General features: G+C 62.6%; 21 protein-coding genes and 2 pseudogenes. 10 read left to right on the top strand and 13 right to left on the bottom strand.

Annotated features, from left to right (window positions below; all coding sequences use genetic code 11):
* Window positions 1-1,026 (bottom strand): amidohydrolase family protein, encoded by a 1,026-nt coding sequence (locus tag DLM46_RS13935; RefSeq protein ID WP_115101340.1) that lies wholly within the window; start codon window positions 1,024-1,026, stop codon window positions 1-3.
* A 71-nt stretch (window positions 1,027-1,097) separates the two neighbouring features.
* Window positions 1,098-2,396 (bottom strand): gallate dioxygenase, encoded by a 1,299-nt coding sequence (locus DLM46_RS13940; protein WP_115101341.1) that lies wholly within the window; start codon window positions 2,394-2,396, stop codon window positions 1,098-1,100.
* Between the two features lie 217 nt (window positions 2,397-2,613).
* On the opposite strand from DLM46_RS13940, the gene DLM46_RS41250 reads away from it, so the two are divergent.
* On the top strand, window positions 2,614-2,964 hold the full coding sequence (locus tag DLM46_RS41250) for a GNAT family N-acetyltransferase (RefSeq protein ID WP_425273990.1): 351 nt from the start codon (window positions 2,614-2,616) through the stop codon (window positions 2,962-2,964).
* On the top strand, window positions 2,907-3,131 hold the full coding sequence (locus DLM46_RS41255) for a GNAT family N-acetyltransferase (RefSeq protein WP_425273991.1): 225 nt from the start codon (window positions 2,907-2,909) through the stop codon (window positions 3,129-3,131). The genes DLM46_RS41250 and DLM46_RS41255 overlap by 58 nt, the downstream gene beginning before the upstream one ends.
* A 287-nt stretch (window positions 3,132-3,418) precedes the next feature.
* Here DLM46_RS41255 and DLM46_RS13950 read toward each other — a convergent pair whose 3' ends face one another.
* The 5 genes from DLM46_RS13950 to DLM46_RS13970 form a co-directional block, all read right to left on the bottom strand.
* Window positions 3,419-5,170, bottom strand: coding sequence for a methyl-accepting chemotaxis protein (locus DLM46_RS13950; protein WP_115101342.1), 1,752 nt, complete (start codon window positions 5,168-5,170; stop codon window positions 3,419-3,421).
* Window positions 5,171-5,480: 310 nt separating this feature from the next.
* On the bottom strand, window positions 5,481-6,506 hold the full coding sequence (locus tag DLM46_RS13955) for an Ldh family oxidoreductase (RefSeq protein ID WP_115101343.1): 1,026 nt from the start codon (window positions 6,504-6,506) through the stop codon (window positions 5,481-5,483).
* Window positions 6,499-8,091, bottom strand: a complete 1,593-nt coding sequence (locus tag DLM46_RS13960; RefSeq protein WP_115101344.1) for an aldehyde dehydrogenase (NADP(+)) — start codon at window positions 8,089-8,091, stop codon at window positions 6,499-6,501. Before DLM46_RS13960 ends, DLM46_RS13955 begins: the two co-directional genes overlap by 8 nt.
* Window positions 8,092-8,175: 84 nt before the next feature.
* Window positions 8,176-9,801, bottom strand: coding sequence for an APC family permease (locus DLM46_RS13965; RefSeq protein WP_115101345.1), 1,626 nt, complete (start codon window positions 9,799-9,801; stop codon window positions 8,176-8,178).
* A 112-nt stretch (window positions 9,802-9,913) separates the two neighbouring features.
* Window positions 9,914-10,834 (bottom strand): dihydrodipicolinate synthase family protein, encoded by a 921-nt coding sequence (locus tag DLM46_RS13970; protein WP_115101346.1) that lies wholly within the window; start codon window positions 10,832-10,834, stop codon window positions 9,914-9,916.
* A 138-nt stretch (window positions 10,835-10,972) separates the two neighbouring features.
* On the opposite strand from DLM46_RS13970, the pseudogene DLM46_RS41260 reads away from it, so the two are divergent.
* Window positions 10,973-11,152 (top strand): annotated as a pseudogene (locus tag DLM46_RS41260) (hypothetical protein); the annotation flags it as partial.
* Here the strand turns inward: DLM46_RS41260 and DLM46_RS13975 are convergent.
* Window positions 11,118-11,420: pseudogene (locus DLM46_RS13975) on the bottom strand (diguanylate cyclase domain-containing protein); the annotation flags it as partial. The pseudogenes DLM46_RS41260 and DLM46_RS13975 sit on opposite strands and share 35 nt — an antisense overlap.
* 72 nt (window positions 11,421-11,492) lie before the next feature.
* Window positions 11,493-11,774, bottom strand: a complete 282-nt coding sequence (locus DLM46_RS13980; protein WP_115101348.1) for a hypothetical protein — start codon at window positions 11,772-11,774, stop codon at window positions 11,493-11,495.
* Between the two features lie 160 nt (window positions 11,775-11,934).
* Between DLM46_RS13980 and DLM46_RS39040 the strand changes: the two genes are divergently transcribed.
* The 7 genes from DLM46_RS39040 (at window position 11,935) to DLM46_RS14010 (ending at window position 19,091) form a co-directional block, all read left to right on the top strand.
* Window positions 11,935-12,129, top strand: coding sequence for a hypothetical protein (locus tag DLM46_RS39040; protein ID WP_133300335.1), 195 nt, complete (start codon window positions 11,935-11,937; stop codon window positions 12,127-12,129).
* Window positions 12,130-12,178: 49 nt separating this feature from the next.
* On the top strand, window positions 12,179-12,580 hold the full coding sequence (locus DLM46_RS13985) for a RidA family protein (protein ID WP_115101349.1): 402 nt from the start codon (window positions 12,179-12,181) through the stop codon (window positions 12,578-12,580).
* Window positions 12,581-13,294: 714 nt separating this feature from the next.
* Window positions 13,295-13,834 (top strand): DinB family protein, encoded by a 540-nt coding sequence (locus DLM46_RS13990; protein ID WP_425273992.1) that lies wholly within the window; start codon window positions 13,295-13,297, stop codon window positions 13,832-13,834.
* A 311-nt stretch (window positions 13,835-14,145) separates the two neighbouring features.
* On the top strand, window positions 14,146-14,397 hold the full coding sequence (locus tag DLM46_RS13995; protein WP_007178686.1) for a hypothetical protein: 252 nt from the start codon (window positions 14,146-14,148) through the stop codon (window positions 14,395-14,397).
* A 391-nt stretch (window positions 14,398-14,788) separates the two neighbouring features.
* Window positions 14,789-15,781, top strand: coding sequence for a DedA family protein/thiosulfate sulfurtransferase GlpE (locus tag DLM46_RS14000; RefSeq protein WP_115101351.1), 993 nt, complete (start codon window positions 14,789-14,791; stop codon window positions 15,779-15,781).
* Between the two features lie 87 nt (window positions 15,782-15,868).
* Window positions 15,869-17,581: an FAD-dependent oxidoreductase gene (locus DLM46_RS14005; RefSeq protein ID WP_115101352.1), complete on the top strand. Its 1,713-nt coding sequence runs from the start codon at window positions 15,869-15,871 to the stop codon at window positions 17,579-17,581.
* A gap of 286 nt (window positions 17,582-17,867) precedes the next feature.
* Window positions 17,868-19,091 carry a winged helix-turn-helix domain-containing protein gene (locus DLM46_RS14010; RefSeq protein WP_115101353.1) on the top strand — a complete coding sequence of 408 codons (1,224 nt, stop codon included), beginning with the start codon at window positions 17,868-17,870 and terminating at the stop codon, window positions 19,089-19,091.
* 22 nt (window positions 19,092-19,113) lie between these two features.
* Here the strand turns inward: DLM46_RS14010 and DLM46_RS14015 are convergent, their stop codons facing one another.
* The 4 genes from DLM46_RS14015 to DLM46_RS14030 form a co-directional block, all read right to left on the bottom strand.
* Window positions 19,114-19,713: a LysE family translocator gene (locus DLM46_RS14015; protein ID WP_115101354.1), complete on the bottom strand. Its 600-nt coding sequence runs from the start codon at window positions 19,711-19,713 to the stop codon at window positions 19,114-19,116.
* Window positions 19,714-19,848: 135 nt separating this feature from the next.
* Window positions 19,849-20,112, bottom strand: a complete 264-nt coding sequence (locus DLM46_RS14020) for a hypothetical protein (protein WP_115101355.1) — start codon at window positions 20,110-20,112, stop codon at window positions 19,849-19,851.
* Between the two features lie 111 nt (window positions 20,113-20,223).
* On the bottom strand, window positions 20,224-22,407 hold the full coding sequence (locus DLM46_RS14025) for an NHL repeat-containing protein (RefSeq protein WP_115101356.1): 2,184 nt from the start codon (window positions 22,405-22,407) through the stop codon (window positions 20,224-20,226).
* A gap of 229 nt (window positions 22,408-22,636) precedes the next feature.
* Window positions 22,637-23,506, bottom strand: coding sequence for a LysR family transcriptional regulator (locus DLM46_RS14030; RefSeq protein ID WP_115101529.1), 870 nt, complete (start codon window positions 23,504-23,506; stop codon window positions 22,637-22,639).
* Window positions 23,507-23,631: the final 125 nt, after the last annotated feature.

Here is a 23,631-nt window from a genome sequence, read left to right on the forward strand (position 1 = left end):
TCAGACTCCCTTCGCTTTCAGTACTGCATTCAGGCGCGGATAGACACGCCGCGCATTGCCCTCGAAAATCTTTTGCCTTGCTTCAGGATCGATGGCTGCTGCCTCTATGTAGCGTTTTGTGTCATCGAAGTTGTGACCCGTCTCGGGGTCGATGCCACGAACCGCGCCAATCATTTCACTCGCAAAGAGAATGTTGTCGACTGGTATGACGCCCGTCAGGAGGTCGATACCCGGCTGATGGTAAACGCAGGTATCAAAGAACACGTTGTTCAGTAAATGGTCTTTGAGAAGGGGCTTCTTCAGTTCCTGGGCGAGCCCACGGAAGCGCCCCCAGTGATAGGGGACGGCACCACCTCCGTGTGGAATCACGAACCGCAGCGTCGGGAAGTCGTCGAACAGGTTCGAGGTCAGGCACTGCACGAACGCGGTCGTATCGGCATTCAGATAGTGCGTGCCCGTCGTATGGAAGCACGCATTGCAGCTCGTGCTCACATGAATCATCGCGGGGATGTCGTACTCGACCATCTTCTCGTAGATGGGGTACCAGTACTTATCCGACAGCGGAGGGCTCGTCCAGTGACCGCCCGACGGGTCGGGATTCAGATTGATGGCTACATTCCCATACTGCTCGACGCACTTCACCAGCTCGGGGATACAAGTCCTGACATCGACGCCGGGACTTTGCGGGAGCATCGCCGCGGGTATGAAGCGGTCCGGAAAAAGCTGACTGACCCGATAGCACAGCTCATTGCAAAGAGCTGCCCACGTGCTCGAGATCTCAAAGTCGCCGATGTGATGCGCCATGAAGCTTGCGCGCGGACTGAAAATGGTCAAGTCGAGTCCGCGCTCACGCATCAGTCGAAGCTGGTTGTTCTCGATGGACTCGCGCAAATCTTCGTCGCTAATCTGAAGTTCTGAGACGCGAGGCATCTCTGCCGGATTTGAGATGCCAGCGATCTGGCGGTTGCGCCATACCTCCAACGCCTTGGGCGCGGTCGTGTAGTGGCCGTGAATGTCGATAATCATCTTGGATATTTGCCTGGGGTTCTGAGCTGAGCAGTTCAATCGCCGTTGAGGGTTCGGCTGCGCGTGGCTTCTTACTTTGTTGGCGCAGTCTTGTCCCACGAAACGTTTTGTCCATCTTTCCCTGCCACCGAGTAAAGCGCTCCGGGCGCGTTGCGCGTCTTCTGGAAAGCTTCCAGCGTCTCGCCGCGCATCGCTGCATAGATGTGCAGGTTTGACACGCCCGTCACTGCGCCAAGCTTTTCGAGCATGAAGAAGATGACGCCGTAGTGGAGAAGACCCCGCCAGTCACGGCGGCGGATTAAATCCCGCTCCTGTTCGGTCAACCCGGCTGCCTGGAAGCTGGCTTCCTCATCGCGCTTGAACGCTTCGCGGTGCTCGGGTTCGACCATGCGATGCAGATAGTCGTTGATTCGATATGCGCGTACCGCCATCTCGATCGAGAACGGATACGTGCCCTCGAGCTTGTCGACACCGGCCAGTTGAATCGCCATCTTCTGGCGGTGACGCTCGACGATGGCAGGCATGGTTTCGCTGTTCTCGCCTTCGTAGATGGCGGTCGCGATGCCAGCCATCGACGGCAGGTAGTAGCTGCGATGCTTGCAGACAACGTTTGACGAAAGCGCACCGCGCATGGTGAGCCACATGATGACTTCGGCGCCCTCATAGCCACCGAGTTCGGCAAACTCGGCGATGGTCATGTTCGCCAGTTGCTCCGGGTCGCGCTCGAATAAATCGAGGAAGCGCTGGTCCCATTCGGTGTTGTTGAAACCCGACCGCTCGCCGTGCACTTGATGTGAAAGGCCGCCCGTCGCAAGGATTGCAACCTCGAGATCCTCCGGATAGCTCTCGATGGCGCGGCGCAACGCCTGGCCGAGCTTGTAGAAGCGCCGCGCGCTTGGCACCGGTAGTTGCAAAACACCCATCTGCAGCGGTATCAGCTTGATTGGCCACTCGGGCTTGTGCGGGCACAGCATTGAGAGCGGCGAGAAGCACCCATGGTCGAGCGGCTTGTTCTGGAAGAACGACATGTCGAACTCGTCAGTCATCAGTGACCTGCCGATGTGCGCCGCAAATTCCGGATGACCCTGCACGGGTGGTAGGTCGCGCGCGCCTCCGCCTTCGTCCGCGACATGCCATTCTTGCCCGACTCCGAGCGCGAAGGCCGAATAGTGGTCGAAGAAGAAGGAGGTGACGTGGTCGTTATAAATGGTCAGTACCACGTCAGGACGCTTCTCATCGAGCCATGCGGCCAGCGGGGCGAAATTTTCAAATATCGGCGCCCAGACGGGGTCGTCGCGCTTGTTCTTGTCGAATGCAAAGCCGATTGTCGGTGTATGGGAAGCGGCAAGTCCGCCGATGATTTTTGCCATGACTTGATGTCCAGAGAGATGCGTTGCATCGCCAGACAGGACGTCAGCGAAGCGCATTCAGCCTCGAATAAGCGTATGAGATAACTCCCAGCCAAGGCATGTCAACTGTGTGCCAGCGGGAGAAAATCGACTGATTTGCGCGTGCAACGAAGACAGAGCTCGGCCGCCGCAGTGTTCCGCAGCCTGCAGAACATCCGCATTCCGATAATTAAATTCGATGGCCTATGCGCTCGAAAGCAAGGATGCAAAGTGGTTACCCTGGTTGCGGGCACCGATCCAGCGGATGGTTGCCGGACCGCAAAGAGGCATAACAGACCAGCGGGACGTGATCCGGCTCGCCCCATCCGATTCGCCCGAGATGCTTGACCTCGCGCAGAGGGCCAAACCCGGTCCCTTCGGGAAGCGAACGCACGAGATGGGCCACTACATCGGCATTCGTAACGGTGGACGTCTGATTGCGATGGCGGGTGAGCGGATGTCCATCGACGGATACGTCGAGATCAGCGCCGTATGCGTGGACGAGGAGTGGCGCGGCCGCGGTCTCGCTGGCCGGCTGGCCGGCTGGTGAAAATATTGTGGGACGAAATCGGGCGACGCGGCGAGACGCCGTTCCTTCACGTCTTCAGTTACAACACAGCCGCGATCAGCCTATATCAGCATCTTGGCTTCGTTTTGCGCTGCTCTTTCGTACTGACCCAGGTCAGCCGTATTGCGGGGACGGCTGCCGACGGCTAACGGTTCGGAAGGGGCACGTCAACCCTCGCGATCGTGACGCTACCGTGTCTTGCCGGACACAGTCAGCATGTGGGATCGATTGGCCGCTTGTTGGCCGGACCCGGTCCGACGAAGAACTTCCACAGGTGCACCGAAAGCGATGTTCGCGGTCGGACGAAAAATCAGGGATTCTCCGCCCAGCGCCGCCGCCCCTGGGCAAGCGCGCGGTAAATCTCGCGCGCATGGCGGCCCGGACCTTTTCGATCGTTTCCACGGCTAACTCAGTTAGACATCTCGCTCAGCCGGACTCAGAACGTGTCCCAGCCCTCACCATTGCCTGCCGTCGCTGCGGCCCCTGCAAGGGAAGCTGTCGCCGAGACCGGCTTTGCAGTTGCTGCGGATTTGCGGGCCGCCGGCCGGACCGGCTGTGCGCGGGATGCCGGGAGATTCACCTGAGAAGCAGATCCACCCGTCGTGTGCCCGTTGGCTGCGGAATCCAGACGGAAAAAGGAAATAGCCTGATTCAACTGCCGGCCTTGGTCTTCGAGTGATTTCGACGCGGCCGCAGCTTCTTCCACCAGCGCGGCGTTCTGTTGCGTGACTTCGTCCATCTGCGTGATCGCCTGATTGACCTGCTCGATCCCCCGGCTCTGCTCGGTCGACGCGGCGGCGATTTCGCCCATGATGTCGGACACACGGGCCACCGCCTGCGTAACCTCCGACATCGTCTTTCCCGCCGCATTCACGAGCGACGAACCATGCTGGATCGTCTGCACGGATGCGTTGATCACATCCTTGATTTCCTTTGCAGCACTGGACGAGCGCTGGGCAAGGCTGCGCACTTCGCTTGCGACCACCGCGAACCCGCGTCCCTGCTCACCCGCGCGGGCCGCCTCCACCGCCGCGTTCAGCGCGAGAATATTGGTCTGGAAGGCAATCCCTTCGATGATTCCCGTGATATCCGCGATTTTGGAGGAGCTCGCGCTAATCTCGCCCATCGTACCGACGACCTGACTGACCACCTCACTCCCTTTGAGCGCCACCTCGGATGCATTGGCCGAGAGCGAACTCGCCTGCTGTGCATTCTCGGCGTTCTGCTTCACGGTCGACGTCAGCTCCTCCATGCTGGAAGCGGTTTCCTGCAGTGAGGCTGCCTGCTGCTCCGTGCGCGAAGAAAGATCAACGTTGCCTGACGCGATCTGGCTGGACCCGGTGGCAATACTGTCCGCGGAACTGCGGACCTGAGCAATCAGTCGGACCAGGCTCGCCTGCATCTCGCCCATCGATGCGAGCACGCTCCCGGCAGGCGCATTCTTCGCACCCGGGACTGGGCTCAAATCGCCAGCGGCCACACGCTGCGTCACTTCGCCCAGCGCGGCCGGTTCGGCGCCGAGGGCGCGCATCAGGCCACGCGTGATGATCACCCCGGCGACTACCGCCATTGCGACGGCAGCCAGACAGATAGCGATCAGCAGGTTCCGTTGACTCACGAATTGATCCGCGGACTGCTGAACCATTTGTGCCGCACGTTCATGGGTAAAGTCAACGTAGCCGTTGGACGCTTTGATCAAGGCAGAAAGCAATGGCCTGCATTTGGTATCGATTTCCGCGATGGCTGCGTCGCGCTGGTTGTTCGCGGCAAGCTTGTAAATTTCCAACGCCACCGGGCGATAAAGCGTTTCGATTCGCGATATTTCGGCCGCGAGGCTACGTGCCTTGTCACTCATGTCGGTAGCGTTGGCCACCATCGCATTGAATTTTTCCAGATGGGTCTGGACCCTGTCCTCAGCATCGCTGACAGCAGCCTTTTCGATCTCGATGTCGGCGGGCGTGGTGACCAGCACCAGGTTACGCACCGCAATGGCTCGATCAGCGGCAGCGGCACGAATAGACTGGGCCATTTCGGCTCGTGCGTTGATACCGGCGACATAGCCAGCAAAGCGGCTGTTGGCATCGTCCAGTTCCTTCAGCGATATGCCTGACAGGATTAGTACGATGGCCGCCAGCACGCCAAACGCGACAGAGAGCTTTACCTTCACTGTCAGGTTTTTGAAATTCATGTTCCGACTCCAATTGGCACTCTTCTCTTCGTATGGGAAGAAGGTATTTGAGGCGTTGCCTAGGCCAGGAGACACGCTCGAGGACCGGTCGGCGGACTTGGCATATGCATCCGGCATGACGGCCTGGACACGTTATCGCTGAAGAGTGGCAAACCCTTACCGCCGATCCGCAAACGTTTTCGCTTGATTGGATTTTCCTATTGCGCATGAGATACATTAGCCTTACTAACAAAGGGCGCGAACAACTATTGTCTGACGATTTGCCAGGATTGACGGTGCGAGCGGAGTGGTCAATCCGCTGCGGTCGGCATCACGTATCGAATAACTCGAGCACGTCACGATAGAGCGCCGCTGAAATTCGCACCCCGTCTCGCATGCTGCGCGCTCGGGCTTCGAAACGCCGTTGAGAAGGAAGACGCGCCCCCTGCTCAACCACTGCGGCAAAAAGCCCTTCCGCGCGGGCCTGCCCGGCAGCGTACCCGCCACCGAGAAAACGTTGTGGATCAATCGCGATGACGAGCTCACCGTGACATGGACTCGCGCCCGCACCATCGTCGAAGGCCTGCGATTCCATGCTGGTGAGATCGCCGATCAGCGCGCCTGCGAGCAGTTCCACCATCGCCGCGAGCGCCGAGCCCTTGTGGCCGCCGAACGTCTGCATCGCACCTTCGAGCGCCGCGCGCGCATCCGTGGTCGGCCGGCCGTCGGGGCCGATCGCCCAGTGCGGCGGAATGGGCCTGCCCTCGCGCGCGTGCAGTTCAATGTCGCCGCGTGCAATTGCGCTCGTCGCGAAGTCGAAAACGAACGGGTGTCCTGCAGCGCGCGGCCACGCGAACGCGATTGGATTGGTGCCGAACACACCGCGCGTGCCGCCCGCTGGCGCGACCCAGCTATGGCTCGGATTCATCGCCAGTCCGACGAGCCCCTGCGCCGCGATCGCCTCGACTTCAGGCCACAGCGCCGAGAAGTGAAAGCAGCGGTTGATCGCCATAGCGGCCAGCCCCTGCGAGCGCGCTTTTTCCGCTAGCATCGGCAAGCCCATTTCAAACGCGAGCAACGAAAAGCCGTGGTGCGCGTCCACCGCAAGCACGCCGGGCGCGACGTCCCGCACGGTCGGCTCCGCACGCGGATCCACCTTGCCGCTTTGCACCGACCGCACACAGCCGAGCAAGCGGTAGATGCCATGCGAATGACACTCATCGCGCTCGCCTTGCGTAATGACGCGCGCGATGGCGTCCGCATGGCGGTCCGACACGCCATGATGCATAAGCGCTTTGCGGACAAGCGAGTACAGCTCGTCGAGCGAGAGCGATATAACGTCCTGTTGTTCAGCCATCGTGGCTACCTCTCTGCTTCACCTCTCCGTTCACGCGTCGCACCAGCGCGAGCGGATTCCCGTAGCGAAGTGCCTCCGGCAATAGCTCGTCCGGCAGGTCTTGGTACGAGACAGGTCGAAGAAAGCGCTCGATTGCGCGGCTGCCAACAGAAGTACTGCGCGAGTCGGAAGTTGCCGGGAAGGGTCCTCCATGCACCATAGCGTGGCCCACTTCTACCCCCGTGCCAAACCCATTCGCCAGTATGCGGCCCGCCTTGCGTTCGAGCGTCGGCAACAGCGCTCGGCATGCGTCCCGATCGTTCGTGTCGAGATGCACAGCAACCGTCAACTGACCTTCGAGCGCCTTTAGCACCGTGTGCATCTCGGAGACATCCGAACACCGCACGATGAGTGACGCCGGTCCAAAAATTTCCTCGCGCAAGACAGGCTGCGCGAGGAAGTTCCGCGCATGCGTAGCGAACAGCGCCGCCTGCCCGTCAAAGCGGCCACCCACGAGGCCGCTCGCGAGCCGCGCCACTCCCTGCTGTGCAGCCAACCGCTCAATCCCCCTCGCATAGTTCGTGTGAATGCCTGGCGTCAGCATCGTCGATGCTTGCGCCTGCGCAAGCGCCGCGGCGGCAGCTTGCTCGAATGCGCGCAAGGCGGCACCGTCCACGGCCAGCACGAGGCCCGGATTCGTGCAGAACTGTCCAGCGCCCAAGGTAAGCGAAGCGGCAAACTGCTGTGCGATCGCGTCGCCGCGGGCGGTCAACGCCCCCGGCATCAACAGCACCGGATTGATCGAACTCATTTCCGCGTAGACGGGCACCGGTTCGTCGCGCCCATTTGCGATCGTCATGAGCGCGAGTCCGCCCGCGCGCGAACCCGTGAAACCCACTGCCTTGATGCACGGATTGGCGACGAGCGCCTGGCCAAGCTCGCGACCGCTGTCGAACAGCACGGAGAACACGCCTTCGGGTAGACCGCATTGACGAACGGCACACGCAATTGCACGGCCCACCAGCTCGGACGTACCCGGATGCGCACTATGCGCCTTCACGACCACGGGGCAACCCGCCGCGAGCGCCGAAGCCGTATCTCCACCTGCCACCGAAAACGCGAGTGGGAAATTCGAAGCGCCGAACACTGCCACCGGCCCAATCGCAATGTTTCGCAGACGCAAGTCCACGCGCGGCAGCGGCTTGCGTTCGGGCTGCGCGAGATCGATGCGCGCATCGACGAAGTCCCCGTTGCGTAACACCGACGCGAACAATCTGAGCTGTCCGATCGTGCGCGCTCGTTCGCCCTCCAGACGCGCGCGCGGCAAGCCGGTTTCGACCATACAGCGGACAATCAGCGCGTCACCGAGCGCCTCGATCTGCTCTCCTATCGTTTCCAGAAAGACCGCGCGCGCCTCGAGCGCGGTTTCGCGATATGCGTCGAACGCCGCTTCGGCGAGCGCACAAGCGCGTTCGAGATCCTCCAGCGTTGCACCGCCGAACGATGGATCGAGCAGCTCACCCGTGCGCGCGTCGATGCCATGAAACACGCCGTTTGCGCCCCTCACCCTCTGCGCACCGATCAGCAACTGGCCGGTAATGGTCATAGTCTTCCCTAAAAAATAGCCGGGCCGGCTGGCCCGGCCTTCAACCGTGTTTGATTCGCCATGCGCCCTGCCGCGCGCATATCGTCACTGATCGTCAGCATCGAGCTGCAGCTTGTCGCCGGCTACGCCCGTATGCGCGCCCCAGTAGTAGATGCCGAGACCCGTGAGCCCGACCACGAGCGTGTCGTACGGATGCGCGAGCGCGCCCGTGCCGCCGAAGCTGCCCTGCCACGACAGGACGACCATCACCGCGTAGAACGCGATCAGCCATGCTGACGAACGCACTTGCTCGCGCAGGCTCAGTTGGCGCGTCGGCACGAACCGGCCCGCCGCGAGATAGATCACGAACATGAAGATCTGCAGGCCGAGCAGCCACGACACCGTGCTCCAGCCGGACCAGTACACGATCAGCGCGGCGATCACGAACGACACCGGCCCAACGATCCCGAAGCACCCCACACGAAACGGCCGCGCGAGGTCGGGCGCGCTGCGGCGCAGCGCAGCGACCGAGATCGGCGCGACCGCGTAGCTGAGCACGAGCGCCGCCGACACCACGTTGATGAGCGCCTCCCACGACGGGAACGGCAGCGTCCAGAACACGGCGAGCGCGAACGTGAGCCACAGGCCGGGGCGCGGAATACCCGAGGCCGCGTCGACGCGCGTGAACACGCGGAAGAACGTGCCCGTCTTCGCCCATGCATAGACGACGCGCGGCGTCGCGTTCATGTAGATGTTGCCGCAACCGCTCGGCGAGATCGCCGCGTCAGCGACCACCATGTAGGCGAGCCAGCCCACGCCGAGCGCGAGCGCGATGTCGCGGTACGGCAGCGAGAACGCCTTGCTCACGCCTTCCCAGCCGTTCTTGAGAGTCTCGGCAGGAATACCTCCGATAAACGCGAGCTGCAACAGTACGTAGATCAGCGTCGAGAGCAGCACCGAGAGAATCAGCGCGACCGGAATCGTGCGCTGCGGATTGCGCACCTCGCTGGCCACCGAGATGATCGGCGTCAGGCCGAGATACGCGAAGATGATGCCGCCCGCCGACACCGCCATTTCGATGCCCGACATCCCAAACGGCGCGAAGCCGTGTACGGTCAGATTGGCTGGCTTGAAGAACGTGAACAGCGCGCCGATCACCGCGAGCGGCACGATAAACTTGAAGATGCTGATGAGGTTGTTGGCGCGCGCGAACGTCTTCACGCTCGAATAATTAAGCCGGAAAAACAGACCCAGCAGCGCCAGCTGCACGCACCAGCCGAGCACGGTCGGATTGCCGGAGCCCGGCTGGCTCAACGCCGGGAACCACGCGGCCGCGTATTGGCGCGCGGCTACGACTTCGATAGCGATCAGGCTCGAAAACGCAATCAGCGTGACGAAACCCATCAGATAGCCGAGCAACGGTCCGTGCGAAAACACCGGATAGCGCACCACGCCGCCCGCGCGCGGCAGCGCCGCGCCGAGCTCGCAATAGACGATGCCGAGCAGCAGTACCGCGAAGCCGCCGATCAGCCAGGAGACGATGCCCGCCGGTCCCGCGATCGCCGAAACGTGGCTCGCGGCGAAGAGCCACCCCGAGCCGAAGATGGCCCCGAGGCCGATAAAGGTGAGATCCGTGAGCGAAAGCTGCTTCTTGAAACGACCCTCGCCCGTCGGCTCAAAAACCGCGTCGCTCACTGGCAACGGGCTGTGCAAATTGCCTTGACTGGACATAGCCCTGTCTCCTCGTATTGGAATATCGTCGGGCGCCCGCCTGGCTCACGAGGGCGCCCGGGTGCCCGCGCAGCCATGCGCGCGCGAGCATGGGATGTGTCGGCGTCGACGCTTAGAGTCCGACGTCCGGCAGTGGCGGACGCGTCGCGAGTGCCTGTGCCATCACTGCCTTCACGTGCGCGAGCGCATCGCCTTCGAGCGCGAGGCGCGGGGGACGCGTGCGCGCGCTGCCGCGCTCCACGAGCTCTTCACAGAGCTTGATGCACTGCACGAGATCAGGGCGTGCATCGAGGTGCAGGAGGGGCATGAACCAGCGATAAAGTGCGAGCGCCTCTTCGAAGCGCTTTTGCTTCGCGAGACGGAACAGCGTCTCGCCTTCCTTCGGGAATACGTTCGACATGCCCGAGACCCAGCCCTGGGCGCCGACGGCCACGCTTTCGACCACCACGTCGTCGAGGCCAGCGAACAGCACGAAGCGATCGCCTACGGCGTTGCGCAGATCGATGAAGCGACGCGTGTCGCCCGACGAATCCTTGAAGCAGACGATGTTTTCGCAGTCCTGCAACGCGATCAGCACTTCGGGCGTGACGTCGTTCTTGTAGATGGGCGGATTGTTGTAGACCATCACCGGCAGGTCAGTGGCCGACGCCACCGCGCGAAAGTGCGTGGCCGTCTCGTGCGGTTTCGCAGAGTACACGAGCGCGGGCATCACCATCACGCCGTCCACGCCCACGCGCTGCGCCTCACGCACGGTCTGGCGCGCGAACTCGGTGGTGAATTCCGCCACGCCCGCGATCACGGGCACTTTACCGCCCGCTGCGTCGCGAGCGGCCTCGATCACGGCCATCTTCTCGCTAGTGTTGAGCGAGGTGTTCTCGCCCACCGTGCCGCAGACCACGAGGCCCGAGACGCCGTCCTTCACAAGGTTGCTTACCACGCGATGCGTGACCTCGACATCGACCGAGAAGTCCGGCTTGAATTGGGTGCTGACGGCGGGAAACACACCGCTCCATTGGATCGCTTTACGGCTCATTGTGACTATCTCCTTCGTGATACGAAACGTGCCAACCGACTTGGCGACGCGAAGGAGTATCGCTATCCATAATGCGTTAGGCTTGGGGGCTTTCACAGCCCAGGGAGACGAAATCGGCACAGTCGCTCGGATCGGCGCATGCGTGCCCCGGATGCGAACGCGGGCACGTCTGCATCTCACCTCAAGTGCCCGCGGGATTCGCCTGGCCGGTTTCGGCATAGCCTGACTCTGAAGCCGACGGTCGAAGCCGATTCAGTTCGGGCCGATAGAACTGGTATCCGTTCCGCCCGTGCGATTTTGCGAGATACATCGCCGCGTCAGCGTTGCGAATCAACGTGTCGGCATCATGGCCATCCTGCGGGTACGTGGCGACGCCAATGCTGGCCTCCACATACAGCTCCCTCTCGCCGGCATCGAACGGTTCGGTCATCGCGCCAATTACCAGGTCGAGCATAGGTATCAACTGCTCATCGCCTGAGCGCGCGGCAACGATGATGAACTCGTCTCCGCCGTAACGTGCCACCAGGTCATTGGACCGGACCAATCGCTGCAATCGCCTGGCCGTCCCGATGGTGCCTGCCGTCAAACAGGCAAGCGAGCCGCGGACAAGCGCTGTTCACGCCGTGCAAGCTTTAATGACGCCGGTGCCAGACAGTGGTCAACGCAGCACGCCTTTCAGGCGTCCGAGTTCTGCTGGTCTCGTGTATGACCGATAAAGTTCGCCAACTGTGCCGAATGCCAAGGCCGGTTTGAGCGTCGCACCGGGAAGTGCGTCGGTAATCCAATCAAAAGCATTCATTTCACGTAGAGCAGCATGCACTGCGGCAGTCAGGACAGTGAGGGCTCGCTCGGCGGAGTGTCCGCCAAGGTCGACGAAGCAATCCTCAAATGGATGCTTCGTTGCGGTTTCGACGTGTAACGCTGACTTTCGAACGTCCAAATCAATCTCCTTCGAGGATTGCCCATCCTGTATATCAACTCAATGTGACAATGCATCGCGTTGTCCCGCCAAAGATGCGACTCGGCTCGCTCGCCCCAACGATTGCAACTGCACATGATGTGCTGAAGTCGCACCGCCCTGTCGAAGGTGAGGCGAAATATTGGGTTCCAGAACACGACCTCCCTACCGCATCGAGGTCGAAAGCTGGCAAGCAGAGACCATGCGCGCCGCAGTACCAGCCATCCAGGAGAACGGCGCCCTGGCCTGTTATGGCGACAACCGTGCTTCCCTGCCGCGGCTGATGGCGCCCGAGTGGGCCGAAAACACCACGCGCCTTTCGCGTCCGGCGTTTTGATCGGTTAACTTAGCGCTTCGAAAACCGAAACAAGCCCACCGGATACCCCATGAGATCAAGCCCTGTCTTCTGGATGATCCCGACGGCCCCGACACCGGTCGGGCCGTTCTCCCATGCCACCGAAGCTGACGGCTGGGTGTTCCTGACCGGCCAGATGCCGACCTCGCCCACCGACGATGCCGCGCCGTTACCCGACGGCGTCGTCGCTCAGACGCAGCGCGTGATGGACAATCTCGTGCTTGTCTTGCAAGGCGTCGGCCTGGGCCTGCAGCACGTGGTCGCCGTGCGCATTTTCCTGACCGAATTCAAGCGCGACTACGCGGCGATGAACGACACCTACCGCGCTTACTTCCCGGCGGATGCGTTGCCTGCCAGAACCTGCATCGGCGTCACCGCGCTGGCGCGCGACGCGCTGGTCGAGATCGACTTCATCGCGAAGCGGCCAGGCTGATCCATCCGGGTGGGATCAGCATCGACAACGCGACGTTCGCGAGGTACAGGCGCTGTTGTGAAGGCGTGTCGAAACGCATCCGGCACCCGTGCCAACGGCGACTCGGCGCACCTGAACAAGAGCGAGAAGTGGCGCGCGACGTTGCACATGTTGCACATGCCATGACACGCGATATCGAACCGGAAGAAATGACTTTGATCTGATAGATCGGCGTTACTCCCACCTCGACAGCCAGGTATTGACGCATCAGGATGGAGACCGTCAGCGCCCGGTTGTATGTGTGGGCTGGCTGACCCGAGTAACAACGGCGTTTAGCAGCCCGTCCCTTTGCGGACGGGCTATTTTTTGCCGATGGTTTTCCGGTTGTTCTCCGGCGGAGATCGTCGAAGCGCTGATCTTCGAGGCCGTGCTCGTTGCCCGGCGTCGGCGTCGCTGTCCGCCTTGCCGTAAGCAGGACCCGCCGCGGGGCCGCCGAGCGAAAGATGGGGAAATACCGGAGCGGTCGGCCCGCAACCGGCACGCGACGGCACCCCGGCATGGTCCAACGCGGCACCCATGGCGCGCCACGCCCCAAGCGATGCTACGCTAAGCGAACTGCGCCTGCGTTCGCCTCGCCTCGCCTCGCGCAAGCAACACGATCCACCATCATCGGAGACTGACGTGACCGCTTCCGACGCGCCGCACATCAACCCGCTCTCTTCGCACTACACCGCCATGGCGCGCAACAACGCTTGGTCGAATCTGCGCCTGTACCGCGCGTGCCTTACCTTGACCGACGAGGCCTTCGCCGAGCGAAGGGTGAGCTTCTTTCCGTCGTTGCAGCTCACGTTGAATCACATTCTCCTGGTCGACCGGTATTACTTCGACGCGCTGGTCGACGGCGGCAAAGGGCTCACCATCTTCGACGACGAATTGCCCTATCCGCGCGCGGCAGACCTGTGGGATGCACAAGCAGAGAGCGACCGGCAACTGCTGGCCTTCTGCGAATCCCTGACCGACGATGCCTTGCAACGCGACGTACGGATCGACCGCGGCCCGGCTGTCGGCGTGCAGCATGAAAACATCGGCAGCGTATTGCCGCATGTTTTCGTGCATCAGATCCATCATCGCGGCCAGGCGCACGCGATGTTGAGCGGCACCGCCACCGCGCCGCCTCAGCTCGACGAGTTTTTCCTCGCCGCCGACGCGCCGCTGCGCGAACTCGACCTGCATGAGCTGGCTAACCTTCGGCGGCCATCCGGATTGACGCGATAAGCCAAAACGGCGCCGCAGGGTTCTTAGCCGAAGCACACGTCAACAACATGACAGCCGGGAGTAAGGATTGCACCGCAGCGGGGCACGAAAAATGCATCCGTCGTCGCGGAGAGTCGCGTTAAACTGGCTGTCATAGTCGTGCGGCGCAGCGCGCACGCCGCGGCTCGGCAGCGCGAGGCACCGGGCAAGACGGCATGCAGCAGGCATATGAATGACCGGGCGGATCCCCAGATGTGAGCGCGGCGCGACAGACGGCGGCTCCATCCTGCCCGTACAATGGTTTGATCAACAACGGAACAAGGACAACTTCGATGCGCACTACCGGGTCCTCCGGGTCAATGGCCCTGCTCACCGAATACGACGACGCAACGGCGCGCGAACTTCGCTCGCTGCGCCTCGAATCGACAGAAGACGGCAAAGGCATTCTTCTGATCGAAGTCGACGAGCGCAAGCCAGGCATTCATCGCGAAGTGCGCTATGAAATCACGCCTGCGGAACTGATAGCGGCGATTCGCGCGCACGGGGCGGAATTGCCTGGCGAACAGCACAATCATCGTCAATAAGGCGCGAGCGCCCGGCATTGCGTTCTCTCGCGAATGCCGGGTGAAGCGTGTCGTGTTCACCGTCCAGCGGCCCTGTGCCGCTGCACATTTCAATTCAATCGATCCATTCCGGGCGCGCTTTTATTGAGTTTTGGCGACAGGCTTTCGGTGCCGCCCTGCATGCGTTTGGTTTAAACCTTGACTCAAGTTATTCGCCTTTTAAATACCTTCTGATTTACGGCGTCCGGCCGAACGGACGGTTAATCCGCGAACCCTGACGGCGCTTCACATAGCTGAATAGCGGGCATCCTGACTGGGCGTTTGCACGTAGTAAAAATGCGTCCATAATCCTTGCATTCTCTTCCGATTCCCCCATCTACTCCGTTCCTGAAAAGGCCACGGATGTAAGCCGATGCTACATGATCTCGTCGAGCAATACGGGCCGGCGCTCATTTTCGCCAATGTGCTGGCTGCCTCCCTTGGGCTGCCGGTACCGGCATTGCCATCGCTCGTTCTGTTCGGCGCGATGGCAGCCATGCACCCCGGCTCGGTGGGCACGCAATTGGTGCCAGTCATGGTGCTGTCGATATTCGCCACGCTGATCGGCGACAGCGCGTGGTATCTCGCCGGGCGTCTGTACGGCGGCAACACGCTGAAGACGATCTGCCGCCTTTCGTTGTCGCGCGATACTTGCGTGAAGAAGACCGAGCGCTTTTTCGGACGTTGGGGCGTGCGCGTGCTGGCGGTGGCCAAGTTTGTCCCGGGCCTGTCGATCGTGTCGATCCCGATGGCCGGCGCAATGGGTACGCGCTACCGCACGTTCCTCACGTACGACAGCATCGGCGCCGCTTTGTGGTCCGGCACGGGCCTGATCATCGGTGCGCTGTTCGCGCGGCAGATCGACATGGTGTTCGCCGCCGCCGGACGCCTCGGGCGCACGGCCGCGCTGGTAGCCGTCGGATTGCTGCTGCTGTACGCCGGTTATCGCTGGCTACGCCGCCGCCAGCTGATTTCGACGCTCGCGGCCGCACGGATCGAAGTCGACGAGTTGGCAAAACTGGTCGCAACCGGCGATACGCCGGTGCTGTTCGATATCCGTTCGCAGGAAAAGCGCAAGCTCGATCCGTTTGTGATTCCGGGCTCGCAATTCGCCGACGAGCGGCAACTCGACGAGATCGTCGCGAAGTATCCGCGCGATCAGAAGTTAGTGATTTACTGTTCGTGCCCGAATGAGATTTCCGCGGCGTGGATGGCCAAGCAGTTGAACGAAGCCGGCTTTTCCGACGTGCTGCCGCTGCGCGGCGGCATGGAAGCCTGGCGCGACTCGGGCAGAACGGTGGAAGCGCTGCCCGGCATGATGCCGCCGGAAGCGGCGGTCGACCATATCGCGCCGAAGGCCGTGTAGCGCAGCGCGCACCCGCATCCGCGCCATCGTGCGCCCGCGCCCGCTTCGCCGTCGAACAATCAGGATGAAGACAGAAGGAGCGGTTCAATGCTTTCGACTCAAGAAGCTGAAGGACAACAAGCAGTAGTTGCCGATGCGCCGTTTTCGTCGCTCTCGACGCGTCGTCACCAGATGTTCCCCGAACTCACGTCTGAGGAGATCAAGCGTCTGCGCCGGTTCGGCGAGGAGCACCATTTTGAAGCCGGCGATCTGCTGTTCGAGACCGGCCACACCGGCCCCGGCATGTTCGTATTGCTGGACGGCCGCGTGAAGGTCTATCAGCGCGACGGCATCGGCCGCGAAGTCGTGATCGCCGAACATGGCGCGGGGCAATTTCTTGCCGAAGTCGGTCAACTGTCGGGACGGCCCGCGCTGGTCAATGGCCTCGCGATCAGTCCGATCGACGCGCTGCTGTTCCCGCCGGTCAAGCTGCGCGCGCTGATCGTCGCCGAAGCGGAACTCGGCGAGCGCATCATGCGGGCGCTGATCCTGCGGCGCGTGGCGCTGATCGAAAAGGGCGCGGGCGGCCCGATTCTGGTCGGCAACAGCAGCGACGCGCGGCTCGTTACGTTGCAAGGCTTCCTGTCGCGCAACGGCCATCCTCATTCGGTGATCGACGAGCGCGACGAAGACGCGCTGCGTCTGATCGAACAATTCGCCGCGCAGAAAGAAGACCTGCCGCTGGTGATCTGCCCGGACGGCACGGTGCTGCGTCACCCGAGCATGCCGGAACTCGCCACCTGTCTCGGCTTGCTGCCCGATCTCGACGATTCGGTGGTGTACGACGTGGCGATCGTCGGCGCCGGTCCGGCAGGCCTCGCCACCGCGGTGTATGCGGCGTCCGAAGGACTGTCGGTGATCGTGCTCGACAGCCGCGCGCCCGGTGGCCAGGCGGGCGCGAGTTCGCGGATCGAAAACTATCTCGGCTTTCCGACCGGTATCTCCGGGCAGGCGCTGGCGGGCCGCGCGTTCGTGCAGGCGCAGAAATTCGGTGCCCATGTCGCGATTCCGGTCCACGTGAAGGCGCTGCAATGCGCGGAATCGCCGTATCGGCTGGAACTCAAGTGCGGCGGCCATATCAGCGCCCGCACGATCGTGATCGCCAGCGGCGCGGTGTACCGGCGCCCCGCACTCGAAGGCCTCGAGCGTCTCGACGGACGCGGCGTCTATTACTGGGCGTCGCCGGTCGAAGCCAAGCTGTGCAAGCGCGCGGAGATCGTGCTGGTGGGCGGCGGCAATTCGGCCGGCCAGGCAATCGTCTATCTGGCGACGCATGCGGCCAAAGTCCATGTGCTGATCCGCAGGAGCGGCTTTGAAGCCACCATGTCGCGCTACCTGATCGACCGCATCCGTTCGCTGCCGAATGTGTTCGTGCATCCGAACTCCGAGATCGGCCGGCTCGACGCGGACGAAAGCGGCCTCGCGTCGGTCGCGTTGAAAAACCCGCTGCCGGACGGCACCGATCATTTCGACACGCGGCACCTGTTCCTCTTCACCGGCGCGGACCCGAATACCGATTGGCTGCGCACGTGCGGTGTGGAACTGGACGCCAAGGGCTTCGTGCTGACCGGCACCAGTGCCGACGGCACGTCGACCTGCGACCTCGGCACCACCGTCACAGGCGTGTACGCGATCGGCGACGCGCGCGCCGGGTCGACCAAACGGGTCGCGGCAGCGGTCGGGGAAGGCGCGGCGGTGGTCTCGCAGATCCATCAACATCTGGCGGAATTGGCGGGCGAAGCGGTCGCTTTGGGCGCCTGAACCGTCTTGCGGGGTTCGGCTCGGTTTTTCGCCTCACTTCCCCGCTTGCGTTCCTAATCCGCCGGCCGGCTCATCACCGGCCGGCGGGTCATCTGAGGGAGCGTTGCAAGGTCCAGTTTCAAAGTCCGTTTCAAAGTCCCTTCACGCGCCGCCCATCTACGCCCTTGCCGGCGCCGTACCGTGCGCCGATTCATCTGCCGTATTCACGCTAAAGTAGCGACTGCCGATCCCTACACCGGGCCTCGCGTCCGCTTCCCAACGCAGTCACTCACTGAACGACGCTCGCGTGAAGACTCTCCCGCTATCCGCGGCCCGCACCCTGCATCTGGCCGCGCAAGGTTTGCTGACGCCGCCGCGCCGCAAGGCCGTCAAGTCCGACGTGCTCGACGCGATTCGCCGGATGGCGCAATTGCAGATCGACACGATCCACGTCGTCGCCCGCAGCCCGTACCTCGTACTGTTCAGCCGGATCGGCACGTATCCGCAGCAATGGCTCGACGAGTATCTCGCCGAAGGCAAGCTGTTCGAGTACTGGTCGCACGAGGCCTGTTTCGTGCCGACCGAAGATTACGCTCTGCTGCGTCACCGCATGCTCGATCCGAGCGGCATGGGCTGGAAATACGCGGCCGAGTGGCACAAGAAGCATCGCAAGGACATCGAGCGCCTGCTCGCGCATATTCGCGAGACTGGCCCGGTGCGTTCAGCCGATTTCGCTCGCGAGGCCGGTAAGGGCAACGGCTGGTGGGACTGGAAGCCGGAGAAGCGCCACCTGGAAGTGCTGTTCGCCATTGGGCAATTGATGGTGGCGGAGCGGCGCAATTTTCATCGCGTCTACGATCTGACCGAGCGTGTGCTGCCGGACTGGGACGACGCGCGCGATCTGCCGCCGCCGGAAACCGTCACCCGGGAGGTGTTGCGCCGCAGCTGCCGCGCGCTCGGCGTCGCGCGCGCCGATTGGGTCGCCGATTACTACCGGCTGCCGCGCCGTCCCTATCGCGACGAACTGCATGCGCTCGCCGATCAGGGCGAGCTGATTCCGGTGCAAGTGGAAGGCTGGAAGCAGGACAGCTACGTCCACCGCGAATTCGCGTCGATGATCGACGACGCGGCCAACGGCAAACTCGCCTCGAGCGTCACCACGGTGCTGTCGCCGTTCGATCCTGTGGTGTGGGACCGCAGGCGCGCCGCCGCGCTATTCGACTTCGACTACGCGATCGAATGCTACACGCCGGCGGCGAAACGCAAATACGGTTACTTCGTTCTGCCGCTGTTGAGCCGCGGCCGTCTGGTCGGCCGCGTGGATGCCAAGGCGCATCGGACCAGCGGCGTGTTCGAACTGAAGTCGCTGCACATCGAACCCGGCGTGCGCCTGAGTGCGCGTCTTGCGGGCGATCTGCGCCGCGCGCTGCAGCGTTGCGCGGACTGGCACGGCACGCCGCAACTGGAAATCGCCTCCGCGCCGCCGGAGTGGCTCGAAGCGTTGAGCGTCGACAGCAGCGTGGCAGCGTGAACGCGCTGCACGAAACGCGCGCTCAATGAAACGCCGCCCACGCGAGCGACAAGGAAAACACGCCCAGCACGATCGACGCGGCGCGCTGCAGCTTCACCGGGTTCAGCCAAGCGAGTTTGCCGCTGCCGAGCGCGGCGCCGAACGCGATCCACGCGAGCGCAAGCGGCGCCAGCAGGCACGCGAACATCAGCATCGCAAAGGCGTATGCCGAAGCCTGGGTAAAGGCGATCGCGGGAAAGATCGTGCCGGCGAACAGCAAGCCCTTCGGATTGAGCAGCGTCGCGACGAATAGCGTGCGCAAGCCGCTCGCGCGCTGCGCCGACACAGGTAACGCCACGGCAGCGCGCCACATATCGACGGCGAGATACGCGATGTACACGCCGCTCGCCACGCGCAGCAGCGACGGCAACCACGGCAGCGCATGCGCCGCTTGCGCGAGAAAACGTCCCCACACGGAAATCGACACGAGATAGCCGGCCAGTTCGGCGGCGATCAACGGCAACGAGCGTCGCACGCCCTGGCGCAAACCCGCCGCGGCAAGCAGCGTGTTGGTGGGACCCGGCGTAATCAGCACGACGACAATGCCGACGGCCAGCAACGCGATAGCGGACGTGGAGAACATAAAAAAAGGTGCGCTGTTGGAAACAGTGCACCTTTTTATCATAGAGAACCGAGCCGCCGAAATGCGACCGCCAATGCAGGGTCCGCACCGACGCGCGAACCGATGCAAACCACGCCGCCCACAGGCGGCGAGCCGCTACTTGGAGTGCTCGAGCCTCGCTCGCAATTCGCGAGCAGTCTCCAGCAGCCCTTCGTAGCCCGAACGCGCATGCGCCGGTAGATCGGGATCGCCGACGAGCGCACCGAGCGTTTCGATCAGGCTGTACAGAATGCCCTTCGCAGCACCCGAAGCGATGCTGCCCGACGACACTTGCTGATCGACATGCGTGAGCGCTGCATCGAGGTGTTCCAGATCCGGCTTATCGTCTGTTGACGGCTTAGGCGTTTCGTCTTGCGTCATGATGAAACATCTCTCCTGGTGAAGCACCGGTGAACAAGCCATCCTTTCACGTTGGTTATATACCGATCGTGTGCCGCCGTCCATTCGTGAAGTGACCCAGCGCGATCCACGTTAAGGCGTCCACCGATACATCAGGATTTTCGCGCGCGCGTCGTCTTCCAGCAGCACGACGTATTCGCCATTGGCGCGCTGCACCGCGCTGATGCCGAGGTACACATCGACCCAGCCGGTGGTGTTGCCGACACTCGCGCCCGGCGTCATATAGCCGACCGCCTGCCCAGTGCGCGCGTCGTACACGTCCACCTTCGCGGTGTACAACTCCGCCACGAAGACGTAATTGCCTGCCACTGCGACACCCACCGTTGTGGTCTGCGGACTGCTCTGCGTGTTCCACGGCAGCGAGATCGCGTACTGCTGCGTCGGCGTACCGGAGCTCCAGTTGTCGTAGCGCGCGAGCACCGGGCCGGCTTCTTTCCAGTGCGTCGAATCCCATGGAATGGCGCTCGTGAAACCGGATATGTACATCGTGTCGGTCGCCGCCATGTAGACGATCCGCGCGATCCGCGTGAACGGTTGCGGCATCGCGAACATCTTCGAACTCGCGTAGGTGTAGATCGGATTGCCGACGGCATCGAGGCCTTGCAACGGCATCTCGCGGATGCCGCTCGTCGGCGTGGAGAGCCACACGTTGCCTGGCGTATCGACCCACCAGAAGCCGTTGCCGACCGTGCTTCCGGTAGACGGATTGCCGGTGATCTCGCTGGCGTCGACGGTGCCGTTGCCATTGCTGTCGCGCCACAGCCACTCGCCATACGTGGGTTGCCCGCTCGGCCAGGTGCCGGGAATCGGATTCTGCGCCAGCAAGCCGGACGGAATCGCGATTTCGCCATGCGCCGCGTCGAAGCGATACACGTTCAGATAGTGCGCGCCCGGATCGAGCGTGTAGAGGTACTGCTGACCGTTGATTCGCCGCACCATCGGCTCGCCGCGCACGCCGCGCGGCTGGTGAAAGGCCGGGTCGTCGGGATAATCGAAACGGTCGAGCGTGAAGGCCGCGTACGACCACTCGTGCCCGACCGGCTGACTGTAATCGAGCGTGAAGCGCTTCGAGCCGGTGTAGACCGAATTCGGCGACGCGGGATCAAACGCGGCGCTATCGACAAAGCTGAGCCCGCACAGGCGCCAGTTGAAAGCATGCGTGCTGAAGACGTAGCTCTCGAGCACCGCACCTTGACCGACCGAGGCCGAGCCGAGCGGCCGCGGACCTTCGCCGTTTTGCGCGACATACAGCTTGCCGGCCGGATCGACGCCGATGCCCGTGATGCCATTGAAACGCCAGTTGCCCGGCACGCCTTGGGTCACGTGGAAAATACCGTTGCGCGTGCCGATCGGCGCGGCGGCTTGCGGCTGACCGCTGGCGTCCTTGTTGAAGACGAGAATCTGCTGCGTCGGTCCATTGTGGGCGACAAGGATTTGCCCTGACGGCGTGACCGCGATGTCGGTCGGCACCGTGCCGGCGGGCAAAGCCAACGTGCCGGAAAGCGCGGTGCCGTTGGCGGCGTAGTGCAGGATGCTCAGGCTGCCCGACGAGACGCCGCTCATCACCCACAGCGTCGAATCGGTATCCACCGCGATGCGTCCCGGCGACGGCACGTTCCACGAGCGCAAGCGCTGCATCGAGGCTGCGTCGAAGACGAGGATCCGGCTGTTGTACGTATCCGCGACATACACTTCGCTATCGGTGGCGGCCATGCCGCGAACGCCCGCATCGTTGCCGGTCGTTACGGCGTTGAGCAGCAGAAAACTGTTCTTCGTCGCATTCGCGCTGTTGCCGATGCCGCCGCTGAACGGCGCGCCGGTTGCGAGATTGGCGAGCGTGCGGCGCGTGATGCCGAACCACGTCTGATTGGCCGGCGGATAGTCCGCGCCGACCAGTCCGTTGCTCTCGTTGCCGATCGACATCGCCGCGTACAGGTAGGTATGGTTCGTCGCGACCGCATCGCCTCCGGTGTTGCCCCAGCCGTGCGTCGAGCCGGCCACGGCAAGCTTGTCGCCCGCGCGATACGCGGCAATCTCGCTGCCGCTTTCGTCCCAGGGCGCATTGGTGTAGACGGTGCCGTCCGCACCCACACTGATTGCCTGGATGTCCTGCTGCATCCATTTGCCGTCGCCAAAGCCGAAACTGTTGCCGATCCAGGACGTGGTGTAGTTCAGTTGAGCCTGGGCGAGTGCGCCGACCGGGATGAGGCTATGGAAGAGAAGAACAGCTGCGCCAAAGCGAGAAGAGAATTTCACGACGGTCTGTTTCCTTGCGAGGTGCGAAGCGCGCACGGCCGGCGTGTCCGGCGCGCTTCAGCGTGTATACGGATCGATGACTATCGCGCATACATGAACGTTGGCGTTTGATCCTCGCATAGAAAAGGCCGAAATTTATTCGTAAAAAATTACCTGCAGGCTTGCGTGAGTTTTAAATAATTCGATATGCATAAGTTTGCGCGGCCATGCATTGACCATTAATTGACCATTAACGCGCGTCCGCGAATGCTTCCGCCACTGCCGCAATCAGCACCTGCATCCGCGCAGTCTTGTATAGATCCGCGTGCGCGACCAGCCACACGTCGAATAGCTCCGCTCGATCCGGCATGACACGCACCAGTTCAGGCTCGTAATCCGCACGGAAGCACGGCAGCTCGGCGACACCGAAACCAGCAAGGGCCGCCTCGAACAGCATCGCGGTCGATTGCGTCTGGAAAACGAGACGTCCGCGCGACGTCGGCTCGCCACACAGCGGCGCCCATAGCGACGGCGAAACCGGCTGCTGATACATCACCAGGTCGTGACCGTCGAACGCCTCGCCGTCGCGCGGCTCGCCACGTGCCGCCACATACTCGCGCGACGCGTAAATGCCGAGCTCCAGCTGCGCCAGCTTGCGCGCAATCAGATCGGGCGCATCGGGCCGCAGCGTGCGGATCGCCACGTCGGCTTCGCGCCTCGTCAGATTGGTGATCTGCGCGGACGTCACGCAGACAATCTCGATGCCCGGATGCGCGCGCCGCACCTTGGCGATGGCCGGCACCACAAAGCCTTTGCCGAGCGAATCGGTGGTAGCGACGCGGATCGTGCCGGCCAACTGATCGTCGAGCCCGGCAATCCGCCGTTCGATCGACAACGCCGCCTGCTCCATCGTCTCGGCCGGCCCAAGCAGCGCTTCGCCCGCGGGCGTCAGTACATACATGGCCGGCGTGCGCAGAAACAGCGTGGCCGAGAGCGTTTCTTCCAGCGCGGCGATCCGCCGGCCGACCGTCGCCTGATCGACGTCGAGGCGCATCGCCGCGCCGCGCAAGGTGCCGGCGCGCGCCACGGCGAGAAAAAATCGGGCGTTGTCCCAGTTCATCATCGGTCGATTCCTCCGTGATGCAATTCTGCATCAGACAGATGCGAAATCACTGCTTTATTGCAGGCGCTTGCGTGACTAGACTTCGCCGATCTATCGATTGCGGATTGAACCAGAGGAACCTG

Source organism: Paraburkholderia lacunae, from assembly GCF_003353175.1.
Classification (GTDB): domain Bacteria; phylum Pseudomonadota; class Gammaproteobacteria; order Burkholderiales; family Burkholderiaceae; genus Paraburkholderia; species Paraburkholderia lacunae.